Below are 19,951 nucleotides of genomic sequence, written 5' to 3' on the forward strand. Positions count from 1 at the left end.
CTCACACCTCGGCCGGCTGGGGCTCGCCGACGGGCGCGCCGTCGGCGGCGGTGATCGGCGGCACCGGGGTGTCGACCGCACGCACCAGCCGCGGTCCCTCGGGACCGAAGACGGCGCGGGGCTCGGGGAAGAGCCACAGCAGCGCGAGGTAGCTGACCGCGGCCAGGCCGAGACCGACCGGCAGGGAGATGTCCACGCCGCCCGCGAGGTCGCCCAGGGCGCCCACGAACTGACCGGGCAGGTTCACGAACTGGACCGCGAGCAGGGCGGAGGCCAGCCAGGCGGCCATGCCGCGCCAGTTCCAGCCGTGCGAGAACCAGTACCGTCCGCCCCGCTGACGGCGGTTGAAGACCTGCAACGACTCGGGGTCGTACCAGCCACGACGGGTCAGGAAGCCCAGGGTCATGATGACCATCCACGGCGCGGTGCACACGATGATCAGCGTCGCGAAGGTGGAGATGGACTGGGTCAGGTTGGCGGCGAACCGGCCGACGAAGATGAAGGAGATCGACAGGACACCGATGAACACGGTGGCCTGCACGCGGCTGAACCTCGGGAAGACGCTGGCGAAGTCGAGGCCGGTGCCGTAGAGCGAGGTGGTGCCGGTGGACATGCCGCCGATCAGCGCGAGCAGGCAGACCGGCAGGAAGTACCAGGACGGCGAGACGGCCAGCAGACCGCCCACGTAGTCCGGAGCGCTGGGATCGAGGAAGTGCCCCGCCTTGGCGGCGATGATCGAGGCGGTCGCCAGGCCGAAGAAGAACGGCAGGATCGTCGCGATCTGGGAGAGGAAGGCCGCGCCCATCACCCGGCGGCGCGGGGTGTCGGCGGGGATGTAGCGGGCCCAGTCGCCGAGGAAGGCGCCGAAGGAGACCGGGTTGGACAGCACGATCAGCGCGGAGCCGATGAAAGCGGGCCAGAAGCCGGGGGTGCTCAGGGAGTGGAAGCTGCCCCCGTAGCCGGGGTCGAAGTCGCCCGCGAACGCGAACAGCCCGAGGACGAAGAGCAGCGAGGCGGCGGCGACCGCGATCTTGTTCACGAAGAGCATGAACCGGAAGCCGTAGATGCACACCGTCAGCACCAGCGCGGCGAACAACCCGTACGCCAGTGCGTAGACGCCCTCGTTGGTCGGCAGGTGGAACATCCGGTGCGCGCCGCCCACCAGGGCGTCGCCGGAGGACCACACCGAGATGGAGAAGAACGCGACCGCCGTGAGCAGCGAGAGGAAGGAGCCCACGACCCGGCCGTGCACGCCCAGGTGGGCGGAGGAGGACACCGAGTTGTTGGTGCCGTTCAGCGGCCCGAACACGGCCAGCGGCGCGAGGATCAGCGCGCCGACGGCGAGCCCGAGCCCGGTGGCCGCCAGGCCCTGCCAGAAGGACAGCCCGAACAGGATCGGGAAGGCGCCCAGCACGCAGGTGGCGAAGGTGTTCGCACCGCCGAAGGCGACCCGGAACAGGTCCAGCGGCCGGGCGGTGCGGTCGGCGTCCGGGATGCGCTCCACTCCGTACGTCTCGATCTCGGTCAGCGCCGGAGCGTCGTGCTGCTCCGCCTGGGGGCTGGTGGTCATGTCTGCTCCTCGCGGGGGCCGGCGGAGTCCAGGGTCAACAGGCTGATCAGGTCGTAGGCGACGTGGGACGCCGCGAAGGAGGTGATGTCGGCGTGGTCGTAGGCGGGGGCGACCTCCACGACGTCGCCGCCGACCAGGTTCAGCCCGGCCAGGCCGCGCAGGATCTCCAGCAGCTCGCGCGAGGTCATGCCGCCGGCCTCCGGGGTGCCGGTGCCGGGGGCGTGCGCCGGGTCGAGGACGTCGATGTCGACGGACACGTACAGCGGCCGGTCGCCGATGCGCTGCCGCAGCGCGTCCACGGTCTCGTCGACGCCACGGCGCAGCACGTCGGAGGAGGTGACGATGCCGAAGCCGAGACGGCGGTCCTCCTCCAGGTCCCGCTTGCCGTACAGGGGGCCGCGGGTGCCGACGTGGCTGAGCGCCTCGGTGTCGACGATGCCCTCCTCGACGGCGCGCCGGAACGGGGTGCCGTGGGTGTACTCGGCGCCGAAGTAGGTGTCCCAGGTGTCGAGGTGCGCGTCGAAGTGCAGCACCGCGACCGGGCCGTGCCGCTCGGCGACCGCGCGCAGCAACGGCAGCGCGATCGTGTGGTCGCCGCCGATGGTGACCAGCTTCGTCCCGTCGGCCTGGAGCCGGCCGGCCTCGGCCTGCACGGTCTCGATCGCCTCGTTGATGTCGAAGGGGTTCACCGGGATGTCACCGCCGTCGACGACCTGCGCCGCCGCGAACGGCGACACGTCGAGTGCCGGGTGGTACGGGCGCAGCAGCCGGGACGCCTCGCGCACCGCCGCCGGGGCGAAACGGGCGCCGGGCCGGTAGGAGACGCCGGTGTCGAAGGGGACTCCGACGACGGCCACGTCCGCCCGCTCCACCTCGTCGAGACGCGGCAGCCGGGCGAAGGTCGCGGGTCCCGCGTAGCGGGGGACACGGGAGGAATCCACGGGTCCACGGGGCTGGGTCGTCATCGGGCACCTTCCTGTCGAGTGGGGCGTGCACCGCCGGATAAGCGGACCCCGGGGCGGAATGAGTGGTTCCGCCGACGGGGGATGCCTCAGTCTGCGGACGGCCGGAGGGAAGGGTCAATTGTTGACGGCACCAAGAACTACAGTTGTCTTGTGCCCGACCACAAAGCCACGTCGCCTTCCGTCCTCACCGTCGGCGACCTGCTCTCCTTCCCCGCACTGCAGATGCGCCTGCTCGCGGGCGGCGGCGGCCTCGGCCGGACGGTCTCCTGGGCGCACGTCAGCGAGCTGGAGGACCCGACGCCCTGGCTGCACGGCTCCGAGGTGATCATGACCGTCGGCCTCGCCGTGCCCCGCACCGGCGAGGCCCAGCGGCGCTACCTGGAGCGGCTCGACGACGCGGGCGTCGCGGCGCTGGTGCTCAGCACCCAGCTGCGCACCCCTCCGCTGCGGCAGGCGTTCCTCGCCGCGGCCGAGGAACGCGGTTTCCCGGTCCTGGAGGTGCCCCTCGCGGTCCCCTTCGTGACGATCGCGCAGGAGGTCGCCGCCGCCGTCAGCGAGAAGTCCGCCGAGCGGCTCGGCGCCCAGCTCCAGGTCTTCGGCGCGCTGCGCTGGATGGCCGAGGAGAACCTGGACACCCCGGCGCTCTTCGGTCGTCTGGAACAGCTCAGCGGCTACCGGATCCTCCTGTGCACCACTCAGGGACGGCCCCTGCTGCCCGGGGTCGCGGCGCCCGCGGACCTCTCGGTGCTCCCGGCGCATCCCGACGCCCCGCCGACCGTGCCCGGCGGCTTCGTCCTGCCCGTTCTCGGCCCGGGCGGAGCCGCCGGCTACCTGGTCGCCCTGGAACAGGCCGGCGCCCGCCCCGCCGGACTGGCCGTCGTCCAGCACCTGGCCACCGTCGCCGCCCTGCGGCTCGCGATGGTCCGCCAGGAACGCGAGGTGCTCCGCCGGGAGGGGGCGGAGACCCTGGCCGAGATGCTCCAGGACACCCTCGACCCGGCCGGTGCCCAGCGCCGGCTGGCCCACCACGGCCTGGACGCGCGGCGGCCGGTCGTCCTCGCGGTGGTCCGGCGCACCCCGGACGCGCAACCGGGTGTGGCCACCTCGGACGAGGACGTGGGCGTCGCCCTCTCGGACCACCCGCACCTGACCCTGCGCCGCGGTGAGGACCGGCTGGTGCTGGCCGAACCCGGCTTCACCGAGGCGCTGGCCGGCCTGCCCGGCGTGGTGTGCGGAGTCAGCCGGCCCTTCGCCGTCGGGGAGCCGCTGCGGGTCGCCCGGCAGGAGGCGGAGTGGGCGGCCGGACGCGCCGAGGAGGCGGGCAAGCCACTCGTCCACTACGGCGAGGACGCCACCGGGCGCTGGCTCCCGGAGGACCGCCGACTGCTGGCCGCGCTGGTCGAGCAGGTCCTCGGCGAGGCCCTGCGCTACGACGCGGCGCACGGCTCACAGCTGCTGGTCTCCGTCCGTACCTGGATGGAACGCGACCGCCGCACCGAGGACGCCGCCGCGGCCCTGCACGTCCACCCCAACACCCTCTCCTACCGGCTGCGCCGCTTCGGCGAGGTGACCGGCCGGGACCTGGCCACCACCGCCGCCTTCACCGAGGTCTGGTTCGCCGTCCGCGCGGCGACCGAACTGGGCGTGGCGGCCGAGGGGCCGTAGGGCCCTTCGACGGATCCCCGCGGCGTCGCGACACCCGGCACGCACGCTCGACGCAGGGTGTGGCGGACGCGGCGTGAGCGGGGCGCCGACGAGTGTCCGGGACGCCGGTGAGGTGCGACGCTGGGACGAGAAGCGTCCGCCGAGGCGACTCCGGAGGGCCCGATGGGACGTGATGTGCCGGCCCGGGTGTTCACGCGGGAGGACCGGCGCCGGTACCGCGAGAAGATGCACGGCTGCCTCGACGTACTGGCGCGGATGCTGCGCGAATCGGGCTTCGAGAGCGAGCGTCCCCAGGTCGGCATGGAGATCGAGCTGAACCTGGTGGACGACGACGGGCTCCCGGCGATGCGGAACACCGAGGTGCTGACCGCGATCGCCGACCCGGCCTGGTCGAGCGAGCTGGGCCGGTTCAACCTGGAGATCGACATCCCGCCCCGGCTGCTGACCTCCGGTGGCCCCGGCGCCTGGGAGCAGACGATCCGGGACGCGCTCAACCACGCCGAGCAGCGCGCCGCCACCGTGGGCGCCCACCTGATCATGATCGGGATCCTGCCGACGCTGCGGGAGTCGGACGTGGACGAGACGTCCCTGTCCGGTGATCCGCGCTACCGGCTGCTGAACGAGCAGATCTTCGCGGCCCGCGGCGAGGACCTGCGGATCAGGGTGGACGGTGTGGAGCGCCTCGCGATGTACGCCGGCGCGATCACCCCCGAGGCCGCCTGCACCAGTACCCAGTTCCACCTCCAGGTGGCCCCCAGGGACTTCGCGGACTACTGGAACGCGGCCCAGGCCGTCGCCGGTGTGCAGGTCGCCCTCGCCGCCAACTCGCCCTACCTCTTCGGGAAGGAACTCTGGCGCGAGACCCGCGTCCCGTTGTTCGAACAGGCCACGGACACCCGTCCCGAGGAGATCAAGGCGCAGGGCGTACGGCCCCGGGTGTGGTTCGGCGAACGGTGGATCACCAGCGTCTTCGACCTGTTCGAGGAGAACGTGCGCTACTTCCCGGCACTCCTGCCGCTGTGCGACGACGAGGACCCGCAGCGGACCCTGGACGCCGGCGGGGTGCCGCAGCTGGGCGAACTCACCCTGCACAACGGCACGATCTACCGCTGGAACCGCCCCGTCTACGCCGTCACGGACAGCGGCCCGCACCTGCGCATCGAGAACCGCGTCCTGCCCGCAGGACCCACCGTGGCCGACATCCTCGCCAACGCGGCCCTCTACTACGGCCTGACCCGGGCCCTCGTGGACGAGGACCGCCCGGTGTGGTCGCGGATGTCCTTCGCCGTCGCCGAGGAGAACCTGCACACGGCCGCCCGCGACGGCATCGACGCGCGGCTCTACTGGCCGGGGGCGGGTGAAGTGCCCGTCACCGAGCTGGTGCTCAGACGCCTGCTGCCACTGGCGCACCGGGGTCTGGAACTGGCCGGCCTGGACGCTTCCTGGCGCGAACCCATGCTGGGCATCATCGAACGGCGCTGTGTCGACGGACGCAACGGCGCCCTGTGGCAGGCGGAGACGGTCCACCACCTGGAGAAGACCGGCGTCCACGACCGCCGGGAGGCCCTGCGCCGGATGACCACCACCTACATGGACTACATGCACCTGAACGCGGCCGCGCACACCTGGCCGGTGGAGTGATCAGGTCAAGCGTCCCGGACGCTTGACTCGGTAGGCGCCCGGCCCGATCCTCGTCCGCGGTATTGCGCGGTTCATGACAACCCCAAGGGTTCGTCAACCGCGCCGCCGACGGCGACGACACCACCCGCTGGGCGAGCGACTGGAGCGACGACCAGTGGTGGCAGGTCGACCTGGGCTCCACCCACCTGGTGTCCCGGGTGACGCTGGACTGGGAGCGCGCCTACGGCAAGGCGTACCGCGTCGAACTCTCCACCGACGGCACGCACTGGGGGACCGCCTGGTCCACCACGAGCGGCGACGGCGGCCTGGACACGGCCGAGTTCACCGGGACCCCGGCCCGCTACGTCCGGGTCCACGGTCTCGGCCGCGGCACCGGCTGGGGATGCTCGCTGTACGAGGTCGGGGTCCACAGCGCCTGAGACGGGCGTCTCGCTGACGGCCTGACCCTCGAAAAGCACCGAACACATGGTCGAAAATCCGCTATGATCATCGCGGCAAGGCTGTAGCGCAGAGGTCGTCGCGCCCAAGCATCGAGCTGGAGGACGTCGGTTCGAATCCGACCGGTCTTGCCGCCCCAGTCATGAAGGAAAGTCGATGGGCGTCGGTTCGTCCTGGGCGGGCGGAGGGCGATGCCGCCCCCGGCGGTCCGGACCCCGGCGACGGACCGGTGGAGTGGTGATGACGCAGCCGACACCCGTACGGTGCCCCGCGATCGAGCACCCGGACATCCCGATCAGCGACCCCGCCGGTCTGGAACCGCTGCTCGACCGCCTGCGGTCCGCACGGCCGTTGGAGACCGACGAGACCTTCCCGCTCGGCACCGTCCGCGCGGACGGCCGGATCGACCTCTGCAAGCAGGGCCTCGGCGCGATCGGCGCCGCCCGCGTGCTGCCCGTCGCCGCCGCCTCCCCGCACGCCGCGCACGTTCTGCTCGGCACCAACGCCATGGGGAACGAGGGAGCCCGCACGGTCGCCGACGCGCTCACCGACGGCCACGGTCTGCGCACCCTCTACCTCGGCTGCAACCGCATCGGCCCGCAGGGCGCCGCCGCGCTCGCCGACGCCCTCACGACCGACGACACCGTCCGCGCCCTCTGGCTCAAGCGCAACCCTCTGGGTGACGAGGGCGCCCGCGCGCTCGCCGGGATGCTCCGCCACAACACCGCACTGCGCACCCTCGACCTGGTCAACACCGGCCTGACCACCGACGGCCTGCGCGCCCTGCTCGCCACCCTCACCGGCCGGCCCACCCCCGTCGAGCGCCTCTTCCTCGGCGGCAACGGCCTGACCGCCGAAGCCGCCCCGCTGCTGGCGGCGCTGATTCGCGAGGCCGGCGTCCGCGAGCTGTACCTCCCCGCCAACCACCTCGGCGACGCGGGCGCCGCGATCCTCGCCGCCGCGGCCGACCCGGGCCGCCCGGTTCGCCTCGGCCTCGGCGGCAACGGCATCGGCCCGGCCGGCGCGCGGGCCCTCGCCGGCTCCCTGGCCGGTGTCGAGGCGCTCGACCTGGGGCGCCCCCTGTCCGAACGCAGCCTCGGTGCCCCCGCCAACACCACCGGCGACGACGGCGCCCACGCGCTGGCCGCCGCCCTGCCGGGCAGCCCGCTGCGCCGACTGGAGCTGTGCCACACCGGCCTGACCGGCCGGGGTGCCAAGACGCTGCTGGCCGCGGTGCCCGACGACTCGCCCCTGGAGTACGTCGGCCTCGGTCCCGGGCTGCCCCGCAGGGTCAAGCGGTCCTTCACCCAGCGGCTGCGGCCCCTCGGCACGGCCCATCCGGACCTGCGCGCGATAGGAAGTGTCTACCGGTGAGCTCCCCGGGCGAACTCCGCTGCCTCCCACCGGACGAGGCATCCGGCAGACGCCGGGTACGCCGGTACGCCGTGCCCGGCTGGATGATCGAGCGCGCCACCGAGCGCCGGACGGCCGGTGACTGGCGCGGCGCCTGCGCGGCGGCGAACGTGGACGTCGTCTTCGACCTGCCGGAGATCGCCGAGCACTGCGGTGACGACGTCGCCGCCGCCCTCACGGACGACCTCCGTCACCTCGCCCCCGACCTGCTGCGCTGGCACCTGCCGCGGCACCTGGGCGGGCGGACCACGCTCGCCACGGACCGGACGGTCGTCCTCGCGCGCTACCGGCCGATCGCACCGCACGAGGGCCCGCGGGCCACGCCGTACCTGCACATCACCACCGGACCCATGGCCGACGGACCGCAGCGGATCGCGCTGCGGTTCCGGACCGTCGGGGACGAACAGGGCGTCGGCGTCTTCGGGCCCACCACCGAGGACTGGCGCCTGGCCCGGCACCTCTGGGACGCACGGCACACCGCCGAACTGCGCGAGCGGTGCGGCGGCGGCCAGGACCGGTCGCCGTTCTTCCGGGCCGACGGCACCCCACTCGGCCCGGACCACCTGCCGACCGCCGGACCCGGCCCGGACGATCCGACGGCGCGGACCGAACTGACCATGCTGACGCACCGCAGGGAAGGGGCGCCGGCCGCCTTCGCCGCGGCCGGCATTCGGCTGGACCTGACGCCTCCCGACAAGCCGGGCTGGTACCGGGCCGACCCGGAACAGCTGCTGAGCGGGCTCGCGCTGAACCACGCCCGCCTGGAGCCCGAGGTGCGCCGGCAGCGGTCCGCGGGCGTCGGCGACCGGTTCCTCATCGCGGCGCACTGGCGGACCTACCTCCTGCTGGAGCCCGTCGACGGCGACGGGCTGCTGGTGCGCACCGTCGACCGGGAGGAGGCCGAGGGCCTGCCCTTCCTCGCCGAGGCCCTCTGGCGCAGGCTTCCCGACCTCGATCTCCTGCGGGACGGGGGGATCGCCCCCGAGCAACTCCATCCGCTCGTCCGCGAGGCGCTGTTCCCCGCCCTGCGCGTCCCGGCGGGCCAGGGCGGCCCACCCGCGCCGACGGCCCCCGCGCCCGTGCGGGTCAGGTGCCGCGGTGCATGGCACGAGGTCGGCTTCCGGCCCGGCGGCCCGCTGAGCATGCCGCACAGCGACGACGAACGGCAGCGGGAACGGGCCCTGCGCGCCTTCGGCGGAACCGTCGCCGGATGCTTCGCCGTGGAGCAGACCTGGGCGTCGGGGAAGGGCCGGCTGCCCAAGGCCCTCAGGGCGCAGCGCAGCGAACTGTTCCTGCGCGCCCAGCACGGTGACACCCCCGGCGTCCTGGCACTCCTGGACGCGGGTGTCGACGCCCGGGTACGGGACGCCGGCGGCCGCACCCTGCTGCACGTGCTGAACCTCCTGGACCACGAGGTGCTCCTGCCCCGGCTGCTGGCCGCGGGAGTGGACCTGGAGGCCCGTGACCTGCGCGAGCGCACACCGCTGTTCACGGCGGTCAACGACCTCGGTTCCAAGGCCCTGGTGGAGGCGCTCGTCGCCGCCGGGGCGCGGCTCGACGTGACCGACGAGTCCGAACTGTCCCTCGCCCAGCTCGTCCGCCGCTACCAGCGGCCCGACCTCGCCTTCCTCCGCGACCGCGTGCAGGCCGAGCATCCCGGCATCGGCGCCGACTGGTGGGACGAGTGGATGGACGAGCAGGGGCAGTACGACTCGGAAGACCCCGACGACGAGGAAGAACCGGTCCTGTGAGCACCCACCGCACCGACCGCGGCGCCCCCGCTCCCGCTGCCTCCGCCGACCCCGTCGGTCCGCTGGCGGCCGCCGACGACCTCAACCGCAGGCTGCGTACGCGACGCACCGAGCCCGCCGCGAACCCGCAACTGGAGGCCCTCGCCCTGGCCGTGACGGCCAACCAGCCCGTCCTGCTCTGGGGCGAACCGGGCATCGGCAAATCGGCGGCCCTGGAGCAGCTCGCCGCCGGACTCGGCCTGGCGCTGGAGACCGTCATCGCCAGCGTGCACGAGCCGTCCGACTTCGCCGGACTGCCGATCGTCGGCGACGACCCCGCCGTCACCGGCGTGCCGATGGCACCGCCCGACTGGGCCGTCCGCCTCGCCCGGGCCGGACAGGGCCTGCTCTTCTTCGACGAACTCTCCTCCGCACCGCCGGCCGTCCAGGCGGCCCTGCTGCGCGTGGTGCTCGAACGGCGCGTCGGCAGCCTGGTCCTGCCGGACGCGGTGCGCATCGTCGCCGCCGCCAACCCGCCCTCCAGCGCGGCGGACGGCTGGCACCTCAGCCCGCCGCTCGCCAACCGGTTCGTCCATCTCGAATGGACCCACGACCCCCGCACGGTCGCCCGCGGCATGGCAGGCACCTGGCCGGAGGTGACCGTGCCCGTCGTCGACGCCGGCCGGGTGCCCGGTGCGGTCGCACGGGCCCGGGGCGCCGTCTCCGGCTTCCTCACCGCCCGGCCCGGCCTGGTCCACCACATCCCCGGTGACGCCGAGAGCCGGGGCAGGGCCTGGCCGTCCCCCCGGACCTGGGAGATGGCCCTCAGACTGCTCGCCACCGGCTACGCGTCGGGCCTCGGCCGCGAGGCGCTGGCCGCCGCGCTCACCGGCGCGATCGGGGATGGCGCCGGCATCGAGCTGCTGTCCTACCTCGAACACCTCGACCTGCCCGACCCCGACCGGGTCCTCGCCGACCCGGACGCCTTCGCCCTGCCCGACCGCGGCGACCGGCAGCTCGCGTTCCTCATCGCGGTGGTCGCCGCCATCCAGGGCGACCTCACCCGGCCCCGCTGGGAGGCGGGCTGGGCGGTGCTGGCGAAGGCCGTGGACGCCGGGGTACCGGACGTGGCGGCCCGCGCCGCCACCGATCTCGCGATGATGCGGCACCTCGACTGGCCCGTCCCGCCGGGCATCGACGCGTTCCTGGACCTGCTGCAGATGTCCGGAGCGCTGCCCGGCGCCGGCCGGTGAGGCGCGCGGGGATGCCGGAGGAGTCCCGTGCCGCCCTCGACATGACCAAACTGCTCGCCGCCCGCTACCGGGCGGCGAGCGACCGGCCCTACCTGGCGACCGCGCTGTACGCGCTGACCATCGTCCCGAGCGGGGACGTGCCGACGATGGGCGTGGACCGCCACTGGCGCTGCTACGTGTCGCCCGCGTTCGTCGACGCGACCCCCGTCCCCGAACTCGCGGGCGTCTGGGTGCACGAGGCGGCCCACCTGCTGCGCGACCACCACGGCCGGGCCGACCGGCTCCCGGCCGCGACCCAGCGCGACCCGCACCGCGTCAATGTCGCGCAGGACTGCGAGATCAACGACGACCTGCTCGCCGACGGCCTGCGGCTGCCCGGCGGGCGTATGGAGCCGCGCCTCTTCGGCCTCCCCGAGGGCCAGTTGTTCGAGGCGTACGTCGACGCGCTGCCCGCGCACGTGCGCACCCCGGACTGCGGGTCGGGCGCCCACGGCCGGCCCGTGCCCTGGGAACTGTCCGACTCCGCCGGTCCCGCCCGGCTCGGCGAGGTCGAGGCGCAGGCCCTGCGCCGGGCGACCGCCGAGGCGATGCGCGCCCACCGGCGCAGCCGCGGCACCCTGCCCGCGGGCTGGCAGCGCTGGGCGGAGGAGATCCTGGAACCCACCGTGGACTGGCGGCGGGCGCTGACCGGCGCGGTCCGGGAGGCCGCCGCCTGGGCCTCCGGGGCGGTCGACTACACCTACCGCCGGCCTTCGCGCAGGACCCCGGCGCTGCGCGGCGTGGTCCTGCCCAGCCTGCGCCGCCCGCTGCCCCGGGTGGCCGTCGTCATCGACACCTCCGGTTCGATGGGGGAGGCCGAACTGGGCGCCGCCCTCGCGGAGGTGACGGGCGTCCTGCGCGAGGTGGGCATCCGCGGCAACCGCGTCAGCGTGCTCGCGTGCGACGCCGACGTGCACGCCGTCTCCCGGGTGACGGCGACCGAGCAGATCACGCTCGGCGGCGGGGGCGGCACCGACATGCGGGTCGGTATCGAGGCGTCGCTGGCGACACCGGACCGCCCGAGCATCGTCGTCGTGCTGACCGACGGACACACGCCCTGGCCCGACGAGCCCCCGCCCTGCCGCATCATCGCGGCCCTGATCGGCACGGACGCCCCCGAGCCACCGCACTGGGTGGAGACGGTACGCGTCCCGGGCTGACCCATGGCCGCGGCTCGGGTTCGAAAGACCCCGGGGCGACGTCGGCCGCCGGGTGCCGATGGCGGCGTTCCTGGGCGTGGCCGGGGCCCGTGACGGTCGTACCGGCACGGGCCCCGCAGCTGCGCTGTGGCGGTCAGGCCACCGTGCGGATCAGCTTCTTGTTGGTGAACTCCTCGATGCCGAGACGGCCGAGCTCCCGGCCGAAGCCGGAGCGCTTCACCCCGCCGAAGGGCAGCTCGGCACCTTCGGCTCCGACACCGTTCACGAAGACCATGCCCGCCTCGATGCGGTCGGCGACCCGCGCGGCCTGCTCGGGGTCGGTGGTGAAGACGTACGAACCGAGGCCGTACGGAGTGTCGTTGGCGATGCGTACCGCGTCGTCCTCGTCGGCGGCCGGGAAGACCATCGCGACCGGTCCGAACAGCTCCTGGCGGGCCGCCGCATGCTCCGTGGTCAGCCCGGTGAGCACACCCGCCGGGAAGAAGGCGCCCCGCCGCTCGCCGGAGCCGTGCAGGGTGGCACCCTGCGCCACGGCGTCACCGACCTGCCGGGCGAGGGTCTCGGCGGCGGCCGCCGAGGAGAGCGGCGCACCGGTGGCGGACTCGAGCAGCCGGGCCGTGAACTTCGCGACGAACGCGTCGTACAGGTCCGCCACGACCACGAACCGCTTGGCGGCGTTGCACGCCTGGCCGGTGTTGTCGAGACGGGCGGCCACCGCGGCCTCGACGACGGCGTCCAGGTCGTCCGTGGACAGCACCACGAACGGGTCCGAGCCGCCGAGCTCCAGGACGACCTTCTTCAGGTGCCGTCCGGCGATCTCGGCGACCGCGGCCCCGGCCCGCTCGGAGCCGGTGAGCGAGACGCCCTGCACCCGGGGGTCGGCGATCACGTCGGCGATCTGCTCGTTGGTGGCGTACACGTTGACGTACGCGCCCGCCGGGAAGCCCGCCTCGGTGAACAGCCGCTCCAGCAGCGCCGCCGTACCGGGACACTGCGGGGCGTGCTTGAGGACGATGGTGTTGCCGACGGCCAGGTTGGGGGCCGCGAACCGGGCGACCTGGTAGGCCGGGAAGTTCCACGGCATGATGCCGAGCAGCACGCCCACCGGACCGCGCCGTACGACCGCGGTGCCCGGGCCGGAGGTGACGGGGAGCGGCTCGTCGGCCAGGAACTCCTCGGCGTGGTCGGCGTAGTAGTGGTAGATGTCGACGCAGAAGCCGATCTCGCCCTCCGCCTCGGCGACCGGCTTGCCCATCTCCCGTACGATGCTCGCCGCCAGTTCGGCGCCGTGCTCGGCGTGCAGGTCGCCGAGGCGGCGCAGCAGCGCGGCGCGCTCGGCCACGGAGGCGGACCGGCCCCACGCGCCGGCGGCGTGGGCGGCGTCGACGGCCGCGGCGACCTCGGCGTCGGTGGCGGTCGGGTAGGTCTCGACGACCTCGCCGGTGGTCGGGTCGATGACGGCGTACATGGTGTCTCCAGATGCGGCGGGTATGTGCGGGGCGCTTATTGGGCACGCGACCAGTTGTCTATTGGTCGCCCACCCAATACCATCCACCGCATGACGTCAAGAGCCCCGGGCAAGCGCGTCCGCAAGGCACCCGCCGAGCGCCGTCACGAAATCGTCGCCACGGCGGCGCGGATCGGCCTCGTCGAGGGCCTGGAGTGCATCACTTTGCGCCGGGTCGCCGACGGGCTGGGCGTCAGGCCCGGACTCGTCGGCCACTACTTCCCGGCCGCCGACGAACTGGTGGCCGAGGCGTTCACCCACGCCACCATGGCGGAACTCGACGGCCTGCTCCCGCCGCGGCCGGACGCCCCCCTGGACACCTTCCGGAGGTTCTTCGGGCTCACGTCGAGCGCCGAGTTCCACGACGTCAGCAAGCTCTGGCTGAACGCACGGCACCTCTCGCGCTACCGTCCGGCGCTGCGCGAGCACGTCGTGAAGCAGGAGCTGCTGTGGTGCCGGCGCCTGGCGGAGCTCATCGCCGCGGGGGCGGCGGACGGGGTCTTCGCCTGCGCGGACCCCTGGGGCGCCGCCACCCGCGTGCTCGTCGCCATCGACGGCGCCAGCGCGTACGTCAACACCACCGCCGACCACCGCATGACGACCACCGCGGACCTGCCACGCACCGTCGCCGAGGCCGAACTCGGCCTGCCGCGGGGCGCGTTGCTCACCGGCTGAGGTCGGCACCCACGGGTGTCCCGTTCGTGGCCGACCGCCCACTGTGTGGCCGATCGGAACTGATGTACAAGTGGGGACTGTGCGGCATCCGGCCGGCCCGTGCCTGGGGAGGGCGCGGGGCCCTGCCGGACCGCGCTCGTGCCGACCGACCACTTCAGGGGGATCATGCGCATGCGTTCACGTGCCTGGCTGCTGGCGGGCGCGGGCCTGCTCGTCGCGGCCGCCGGACCGGCCTACGGGGCCGACACGCCGTCGGCCGCGCCGACGACGCCGTCCGTGCGGTACGCGGTACGGGACCTGGGCACCCTGGGCGGTACCCGCAGCGAGGCGACCGCCATCGACGGCGGCACGGTCGTCGGGAGCTCCCTGACGAGCGGCGACGCCGCCGAACACGCCTTCGCCTACGACCTGCGTCGGCACACCATGACCGACCTCGGCACGCTAGGGGACTCCAGCAGGGCGACCGGCGTCGCGGGAGAGCACGTCGTCGGGGAGTCGGACCTCTCCGCCGGCGGCCCGACCCATGGATTCGTCTACGACCTCCGCACCCGCCGACTCGCCGACATCGGCACGCTCGGCGGCAGCAGCACCCATGTCACCGGCCTCGACGGCGACACCGTGGTGGGGGAGTCGTCGCTCTCCGGGGACACGGTCACCCACGCCTTCGCGTACAGCCTGCGCACCCGGACCATGACCGATCTCGGCAGCCTCGCCGGCCCCTCGGGCACCAGTACCGCGGCGGCCGTCAGCGGTACGACCGTCGTGGGCAGCTCCTCCCTGCCGAACGCACCGGCCACCACCACGCACGGATTCGCGTACAGCCTGCGCACCGGGACGATGACCGATCTCGGAACTCTCGGCGGAAGCTCCAGCACGGCCAACGACGTCAGCGGCGCCATCGTGGTCGGCCAGTCCCGCACGGCCGGCAACAGCCTCTCCGGATACGCCTACGACCTGCGCACCGGGGTCCGCACCGACCTGGGGTTCCACTTCCTGATCGCGCAGCTGGTCAGCGGGAACACGGTCGTCGGCGGTGACGGCCTGCTCTCCAGCACGTACGACCTCACCACCCGTACGACCGCCACCGTCGGCTCCGGGCGCGGCGTCACCGAGACCAGGCAGATCAACGGGAGCTTCATGGCCGGTGACAACTTCGCCCCCAACTCCTTCGCCTTCGTCGCCCGCGCCGACACCGGCGCCTTCACCTGCCTCGCCTCCCTCGGTGGCCTCAACTCCGCCGCCGCACAGGTCGACCGGCGCGGTGTCGTGGCAGGCAGCGCGGCACTCCCGCCCACGGACCCGGTAGCGGTCAACGGTCCTTTCCACGCGGTCGTCTGGGCTCCACCCGGTTCACCTTGGACGCGGACCCGAACGCCGAACCCTTCGACGCGGCCATGAGCGGGGTCCGGGTCGGCAGCGTCCCCTCCGGGTCGGTTCCCGGCCGGACGCTCACCCAGTACCTCCGTCACGTCCCGGGCTGACCCGGCCTCGGGTCTTTCCGGGGTCGGCGCGGTGCGTTTCGGTAGGAAACGGATCATCAGGTGCGAAGGTGGCACAACGCACCGATCATGAAAGAGGCCGCCATGCCGCAGCCCGCCCGCTCCGCCCAGGCATCGGACACCGTGCAGGCCCTGGACGCGGTGATCCAGGACGTCGTCGCCCCGCTTGCCCAACAGGTCGACCGGGACGGTGCCTTCCCCCGGGAGGGGATCCGGGCCCTCGCTGCCGCGGGCGGACTGGGTCTGCTCAGCGCGTCGGAGTTCGGCGGGGCGGACGCGGACCTGCGGCAGGCGGCCGGGGTCGTCGAGCGGCTGGCCGGCGCCTGCGGGTCGACCGCCATGGTACTGCTGATGCACTACGCGGCCGTGTCCGCCATCGAGGCGCACGGCCCGGACACCGTGCGGCGGGCGGTCGCCGAAGGACGCCATCTGAGCACCCTGGCCTTCTCGGAGCAGGGCTCGCGCAGCAACTTCTGGGCCCCCGTGAGCACCGCCGTCCAGGACGACACCGAGGAGGTACTCCTGAACGCCCGTAAATCCTGGGTCACTTCGGCCGGCGAGGCGGACAGCTACGTGTGGTCGAGCCGGCCCCTTCGGGCCGCGGGCCCCATGACCCTGTGGCTGGTGCCGAGCGACAGCCCGGGCCTGGACGTGCACGGCGACTACGACGGGTTCGGGTTGCGCGGCAACGCCTCCAGCCCCGTCGGCGCCAAGGACGTGCGGATCCCCGTCACGGCCCGGCTGGCCGCGGACGGCGAGGGCCTGTCCACCGCCCTGGAACTGGTGCTGCCCCGCTTCCTCGTCCTGAGCGCCGCCTTCTGCCTCGGCGCCGGCGAGGCGCTCCTCGCGCTGGCCGCCGACCACCTGCGCACCACCCGACTCGAGCATCTGGGGCAGAGCCTGGCCGAGCAGCCGCACGCCCGCAGGGAGTACGCCCTGGCGCGACTGCGCGCCGACGCCGTCCGTGCCTTCCTGGACGACACCCTCGCCGCGCTCGACACCGGCCGTCGTGACGCGACGCTGCGGGTGCTCCAGGTCAAGGCGCTGGCGGCGGAGACCACCGCCGAGGTGGCGGACAGCGTCATGCGGCTGTGCGGAGGCAGCGCGTTCCGCCGCGAGTGGGGAGTGGAACGCCGCTTCCGGGATGCTCTGGCGGCCCGCGTGATGGCACCGACCACCGAGGCGCTGTACGACTTCTGCGGACGGGCCGGACTCGGCCTGCCCCTGTTCGAGGAGGCACGGTGAACCCGCTGGTCCTGGGGGCCGTCGCCTACGACCCCAAAGTGGTGACGATCTGGTCCGGCTTCCGGACCTGGCTGCGCCGGCAGCGACTCCCCTTCGACTTCGTGCTCTATTCCCACTACGAACGGCAGACCGAGGACCTGGTGCGCGGCCGCGTCGACATGGCCTGGCAGTCGCCGCTGGCCTGGCTGCGCACCCGGCGGCTGGCCCGGGCGGCGGGCGCCGACGTCCGGCCGCTCGTCATGCGCGACACCGACCAGGACCTCACCTCGGTGGTCGTGGTCAGGGCCGACGCACCCCTCGCCGCGGTCGCCGACCTCAAGGGCCGCACCATCGCGGTGGGCGCGCTCGACTCGCCCCAGGCCACCCTGATCCCCCTGCACCACCTGCGGGAACTGGGCATCGACACGGACACCGGCCTGCGCGTCGAACGCCACGACAGCGGTGTCGGACTGCACGGCGACCACATCGGCGGCGAACGGGACGCCGCCCGCACCCTGCTGGCCGGCCGGGCCGCGGCGGCCTGCATGATCGACGCCAACCACCTGGCCTTCACCCAGGACGGAACCCTGCCCCCGGACAGCACACGGGTACTCACCCGCACGGCCCCCTACGACCACTGCGTGCTCGCCGCCGGGCCCGCACTCGCCGCGGAGCGGGCCGACCGCCTCACCACCCTGCTGCTGTCGATGTCCTACGCCGATCCCCACGTGCGCCACCTGCTCGACCTGGAAGGTCTCACCCGCTGGGTCCCGGCTCGCCAAAGCGGCTTCGCACAACTGGAGGCCGCCGTCGACGCCACGGGCTTCTACGACCCGGACGGCGGGATCACGGCCACCGGCTACCAGCCGTGACCCACGGCGACCGGCAGCCCGGCACCGCGCTGCCGCTCGACCTCGCCGGACTCGGCTTCGACCAGGGAGCACACCTGCTGCTGAGCCGGGCGCTCGGCCGGGCGGCCCCCGGCCGGCCGGTCGCCGTGTCGGGCACGCATCCGGAACTGCTCTCCCATCTCGCGGTCTGGTGCCGTCGACAAGGCCACACGGTCACGGCGGCGCTCCCCGGGGAAGCCCCGGTCCGCGCCCATGTGCACCGGGGCACCGCGGTGCAGGCCCGCTGGGCCGGTGCCGAACGGGCCGGAGGCGCCGAGGCGGACGGTGTGGCCGAGCACGCCGCGGCACACTGGGGGCTGGCCGCGCGCGGCGCGCTCGTCGAGGCCGGCGGACCCGAGACGCACTTCGCCGTCGCCGACCGCGACATCGTCTGGACGGAGCTGGCACCACGCCTGTACCGCCAGGCGGCCGCCGCGCAGTGGGACCCGCACACCGCGATCCCGTGGGAGACGCCCTTCACCCTGCCCGACGACGTGGAGCGGGCCGTCGTACAGGTGATGACCTACCTGGTGGAGAACGAACAGGCCGCCCTGGTGATCCCCGGACGGCTGCTGACCCAGGTGCACCCGCACTTCCGGGAGGTGCTGCAACTGCTCGCCGTCCAGGCCGCCGACGAGGCCCGGCACGTGGAGGTCTTCACCCGGCGGGCGCTGCTCAAGGGCGGCCGGATGGGAACCTCCTCGGTGGGCGGCAGGGCCTCGCTGGCGACCCTGATGACAGAGCCGGACTTCTCCATCGCGTCCTTCCTGCTCTCCGTCCTCGGCGAAGGCAGCTTCCTCAACCTGCTGGCGTTCCTGGAGCGGCACGCCCCCGACCCCGTCACGCACCGCATCAGCGGGCTCGTCCGCCAGGACGAGGCGCGGCACGTCGCGTTCGGCCTCGGCCACCTCGAACACCGCAGCACCGTGGACCCCCGACTGCGCGGCAGGCTGCGGGCCGCCGTGGAACGCCGCCACGAGGCCCTGACGCACACCGCCGGCCTGAACGCGGAGGTGTTCGACGCCCTGGTGCTGCTCGCCGCCGGTTCCTGGACCCCGCAGGCGATCGAACGCGGCTGGCACGCGGTGCGGCGGTTGCGGTCCGACATGGACCAGAGGCGTCGCCACCGGCTGTCCCGGCTGGGCTTCCCCGACGACGAGGCGGCGGCCCTCTCCGCCCTGCACACTCGCAATTTCATGTGAACGGCCCCTGATCGCACCCTCGTTCAGGGTATCGGACAGGACCGGCCCGGTCGAAAATCCGTTGCCTCCTCATCACCGCCGGGGCGATCATCGGTGGATGGTCACGACTCCGCCCGACGGCCGCGCCGGAATCGATGCCGCCCTGGTGAAACGGCTGATCGCCGCGCAGTTCCCGCAATGGAGCGGCAGGCCCGTCACCCCGGTGGAGGTCGACGGCTGGGACAACCGCACCTTCCGCGTCGGCGAGGACATGACGGCGCGCCTGCCCACCGCCGCGGGCTACGTCCCCGCGGTCGCCAAGGAGAACGACTGGCTGCCCCGGCTGGCGCCGTCGTTGCCCGTCGCCGTCCCACCGGTCCTGGGGCTGGGCACCGCGGGCGAGGGGTATCCCTTCCCGTGGTCCGTTCGCGGCTGGCTGCACGGGGAGCGGGCCGACCGCGGGCACATCGACGACCTGTCGCGGTTCGCGGTCTCGGTGGCCGAGTTCATCCTCGCCCTCCAGCGCTGCGACGCCACGGGCGGTCCGCCGGCCGGGGAGCACAGCTGGTTCCGCGGGGCGTCGCCCGCCCACTACGACGACGAGACCCGCCGCTGCCTGGCCGCCCTGCGCGGCCGCGTCGACACGGACCGCGCCGCGGCCGTCTGGGAAGCCGCCCTCGCCGCCCGGTGGGACGGCACACCGGTGTGGTTCCACGGCGACATCGCGGCCGGCAACCTGCTGGTCGCGGACGGGGGACTGACAGCCGTCATCGACTTCGGCACGTCGGGCGTCGGCGACCCGGCCTGCGATCTGCTCATCGCGTGGGGGATGTTCCACGGCGAGAGCAGGGAGGCGTTCCGGCACGCGGTCGGCCAGGACGACGGCACCTGGGCCCGGGCCCGGGGCTGGGCGCTGTGGAAGTCCCTGCTGACCCTGACCGAGTGCATCGACACCGATCAGGAACCGGCCGCCACCAACCAGCGCATCATCACCGACGTCCTGACCGACCACGACCGCTTCGGTTAGGGCCCTTCTGATGGATCTCCGTGCGTCGAGCGTGCGTGCCGGGCGTCGCGACGCCGCGGAGATCCATCAGAAGG

General features: G+C 73.7%; 15 protein-coding genes, 1 tRNA gene and 1 pseudogene. 14 read left to right on the forward strand and 3 right to left on the reverse strand.

Annotated features, from left to right (window positions below; translation table 11 throughout):
- Position 1 precedes the first annotated feature (1 nt).
- Entirely contained in the window at positions 2 to 1,570 is a 1,569-nt protein-coding gene (locus tag AB0958_RS34310; protein WP_366894371.1) for a cytosine permease, read from the reverse strand.
- A complete protein-coding gene (gene speB / locus AB0958_RS34315; protein ID WP_366894372.1) occupies positions 1,567 to 2,535 on the reverse strand; it encodes an agmatinase in 969 nt (322 codons plus the stop codon). Before speB ends, AB0958_RS34310 begins: the two co-directional genes overlap by 4 nt.
- A gap of 150 nt (positions 2,536 to 2,685) precedes the next feature.
- Between speB and AB0958_RS34320 the strand changes: the two genes are divergently transcribed.
- From AB0958_RS34320 to AB0958_RS34355, 8 genes and pseudogenes are all read left to right on the forward strand, one after another.
- Positions 2,686 to 4,200 carry a PucR family transcriptional regulator ligand-binding domain-containing protein gene (locus tag AB0958_RS34320; RefSeq protein ID WP_366894373.1) on the forward strand — a complete coding sequence of 505 codons (1,515 nt, stop codon included), beginning with the start codon at positions 2,686 to 2,688 and terminating at the stop codon, positions 4,198 to 4,200.
- Positions 4,201 to 4,362: 162 nt separating this feature from the next.
- On the forward strand, positions 4,363 to 5,841 hold the full coding sequence (locus AB0958_RS34325) for a glutamate--cysteine ligase (protein ID WP_366894374.1): 1,479 nt from the start codon (positions 4,363 to 4,365) through the stop codon (positions 5,839 to 5,841).
- 98 nt (positions 5,842 to 5,939) lie between these two features.
- Positions 5,940 to 6,260, forward strand: a pseudogene (locus AB0958_RS34330) (discoidin domain-containing protein); the annotation flags it as partial.
- Between the two features lie 77 nt (positions 6,261 to 6,337).
- Positions 6,338 to 6,410, forward strand: a tRNA-Arg gene (locus AB0958_RS34335).
- 109 nt (positions 6,411 to 6,519) lie between these two features.
- Positions 6,520 to 7,653 carry a gala protein gene (locus AB0958_RS34340; protein ID WP_366894375.1) on the forward strand — a complete coding sequence of 378 codons (1,134 nt, stop codon included), beginning with the start codon at positions 6,520 to 6,522 and terminating at the stop codon, positions 7,651 to 7,653.
- Positions 7,650 to 9,443, forward strand: coding sequence for an ankyrin repeat domain-containing protein (locus tag AB0958_RS34345; RefSeq protein WP_366894376.1), 1,794 nt, complete (start codon positions 7,650 to 7,652; stop codon positions 9,441 to 9,443). The genes AB0958_RS34340 and AB0958_RS34345 overlap by 4 nt, the downstream gene beginning before the upstream one ends.
- 62 nt (positions 9,444 to 9,505) lie before the next feature.
- Entirely contained in the window at positions 9,506 to 10,675 is a 1,170-nt protein-coding gene (locus AB0958_RS34350; RefSeq protein WP_366894386.1) for an AAA family ATPase, read from the forward strand.
- 11 nt (positions 10,676 to 10,686) lie between these two features.
- On the forward strand, positions 10,687 to 11,874 hold the full coding sequence (locus tag AB0958_RS34355) for a VWA-like domain-containing protein (RefSeq protein ID WP_366894377.1): 1,188 nt from the start codon (positions 10,687 to 10,689) through the stop codon (positions 11,872 to 11,874).
- A gap of 133 nt (positions 11,875 to 12,007) precedes the next feature.
- Here the strand turns inward: AB0958_RS34355 and AB0958_RS34360 are convergent, their stop codons facing one another.
- Entirely contained in the window at positions 12,008 to 13,342 is a 1,335-nt protein-coding gene (locus AB0958_RS34360) for an NAD-dependent succinate-semialdehyde dehydrogenase (RefSeq protein ID WP_366894378.1), read from the reverse strand.
- Positions 13,343 to 13,432: 90 nt separating this feature from the next.
- On the opposite strand from AB0958_RS34360, the gene AB0958_RS34365 reads away from it, so the two are divergent.
- The 6 genes from AB0958_RS34365 to AB0958_RS34390 all read left to right on the forward strand — a co-directional run bounded on the left by AB0958_RS34365 (position 13,433) and on the right by AB0958_RS34390 (position 19,877).
- Positions 13,433 to 14,056, forward strand: coding sequence for a TetR family transcriptional regulator C-terminal domain-containing protein (locus AB0958_RS34365; protein ID WP_366894379.1), 624 nt, complete (start codon positions 13,433 to 13,435; stop codon positions 14,054 to 14,056).
- A gap of 171 nt (positions 14,057 to 14,227) precedes the next feature.
- Positions 14,228 to 15,454, forward strand: a complete 1,227-nt coding sequence (locus AB0958_RS34370) for a hypothetical protein (RefSeq protein ID WP_366894380.1) — start codon at positions 14,228 to 14,230, stop codon at positions 15,452 to 15,454.
- A gap of 185 nt (positions 15,455 to 15,639) precedes the next feature.
- Positions 15,640 to 16,800 (forward strand): acyl-CoA dehydrogenase family protein, encoded by a 1,161-nt coding sequence (locus AB0958_RS34375; RefSeq protein WP_366894381.1) that lies wholly within the window; start codon positions 15,640 to 15,642, stop codon positions 16,798 to 16,800.
- Positions 16,797 to 17,651 carry a phosphate/phosphite/phosphonate ABC transporter substrate-binding protein gene (locus AB0958_RS34380; protein WP_366894382.1) on the forward strand — a complete coding sequence of 285 codons (855 nt, stop codon included), beginning with the start codon at positions 16,797 to 16,799 and terminating at the stop codon, positions 17,649 to 17,651. The genes AB0958_RS34375 and AB0958_RS34380 overlap by 4 nt, the downstream gene beginning before the upstream one ends.
- Positions 17,648 to 18,871 carry a ferritin-like domain-containing protein gene (locus tag AB0958_RS34385; RefSeq protein WP_366894383.1) on the forward strand — a complete coding sequence of 408 codons (1,224 nt, stop codon included), beginning with the start codon at positions 17,648 to 17,650 and terminating at the stop codon, positions 18,869 to 18,871. Before AB0958_RS34380 ends, AB0958_RS34385 begins: the two co-directional genes overlap by 4 nt.
- A 97-nt stretch (positions 18,872 to 18,968) precedes the next feature.
- Positions 18,969 to 19,877 (forward strand): aminoglycoside phosphotransferase family protein, encoded by a 909-nt coding sequence (locus tag AB0958_RS34390; protein WP_366894384.1) that lies wholly within the window; start codon positions 18,969 to 18,971, stop codon positions 19,875 to 19,877.
- The last annotated feature ends 74 nt before the right edge of the window (positions 19,878 to 19,951 follow it).

This window comes from Streptomyces sp. NPDC006655 (genome assembly GCF_040703965.1).
Taxonomy (GTDB): domain Bacteria; phylum Actinomycetota; class Actinomycetes; order Streptomycetales; family Streptomycetaceae; genus Streptomyces.

Bases quoted from the DNA above. Each gene is read 5' to 3' on its own strand.
- AB0958_RS34310 (WP_366894371.1), bottom strand. From the start codon at position 1,570: ATGACCACCAGCCCCCAGGCGGAGCAGCACGACGCTCCGGCGCTGACC.
- AB0958_RS34355 (WP_366894377.1), top strand. From the start codon at position 10,687: ATGCCGGAGGAGTCCCGTGCCGCCCTCGACATGACCAAACTGCTCGCC.
- AB0958_RS34375 (WP_366894381.1), top strand. From the start codon at position 15,640: ATGCCGCAGCCCGCCCGCTCCGCCCAGGCATCGGACACCGTGCAGGCC.
- AB0958_RS34370 (WP_366894380.1), top strand. From the start codon at position 14,228: ATGCGTTCACGTGCCTGGCTGCTGGCGGGCGCGGGCCTGCTCGTCGCG.
- speB (WP_366894372.1), bottom strand. From the start codon at position 2,535: ATGACGACCCAGCCCCGTGGACCCGTGGATTCCTCCCGTGTCCCCCGC.
- AB0958_RS34365 (WP_366894379.1), top strand. From the start codon at position 13,433: ATGACGTCAAGAGCCCCGGGCAAGCGCGTCCGCAAGGCACCCGCCGAG.
- AB0958_RS34390 (WP_366894384.1), top strand. From the start codon at position 18,969: ATGGTCACGACTCCGCCCGACGGCCGCGCCGGAATCGATGCCGCCCTG.
- AB0958_RS34340 (WP_366894375.1), top strand. From the start codon at position 6,520: ATGACGCAGCCGACACCCGTACGGTGCCCCGCGATCGAGCACCCGGAC.
- AB0958_RS34325 (WP_366894374.1), top strand. From the start codon at position 4,363: ATGGGACGTGATGTGCCGGCCCGGGTGTTCACGCGGGAGGACCGGCGC.
- AB0958_RS34360 (WP_366894378.1), bottom strand. From the start codon at position 13,342: ATGTACGCCGTCATCGACCCGACCACCGGCGAGGTCGTCGAGACCTAC.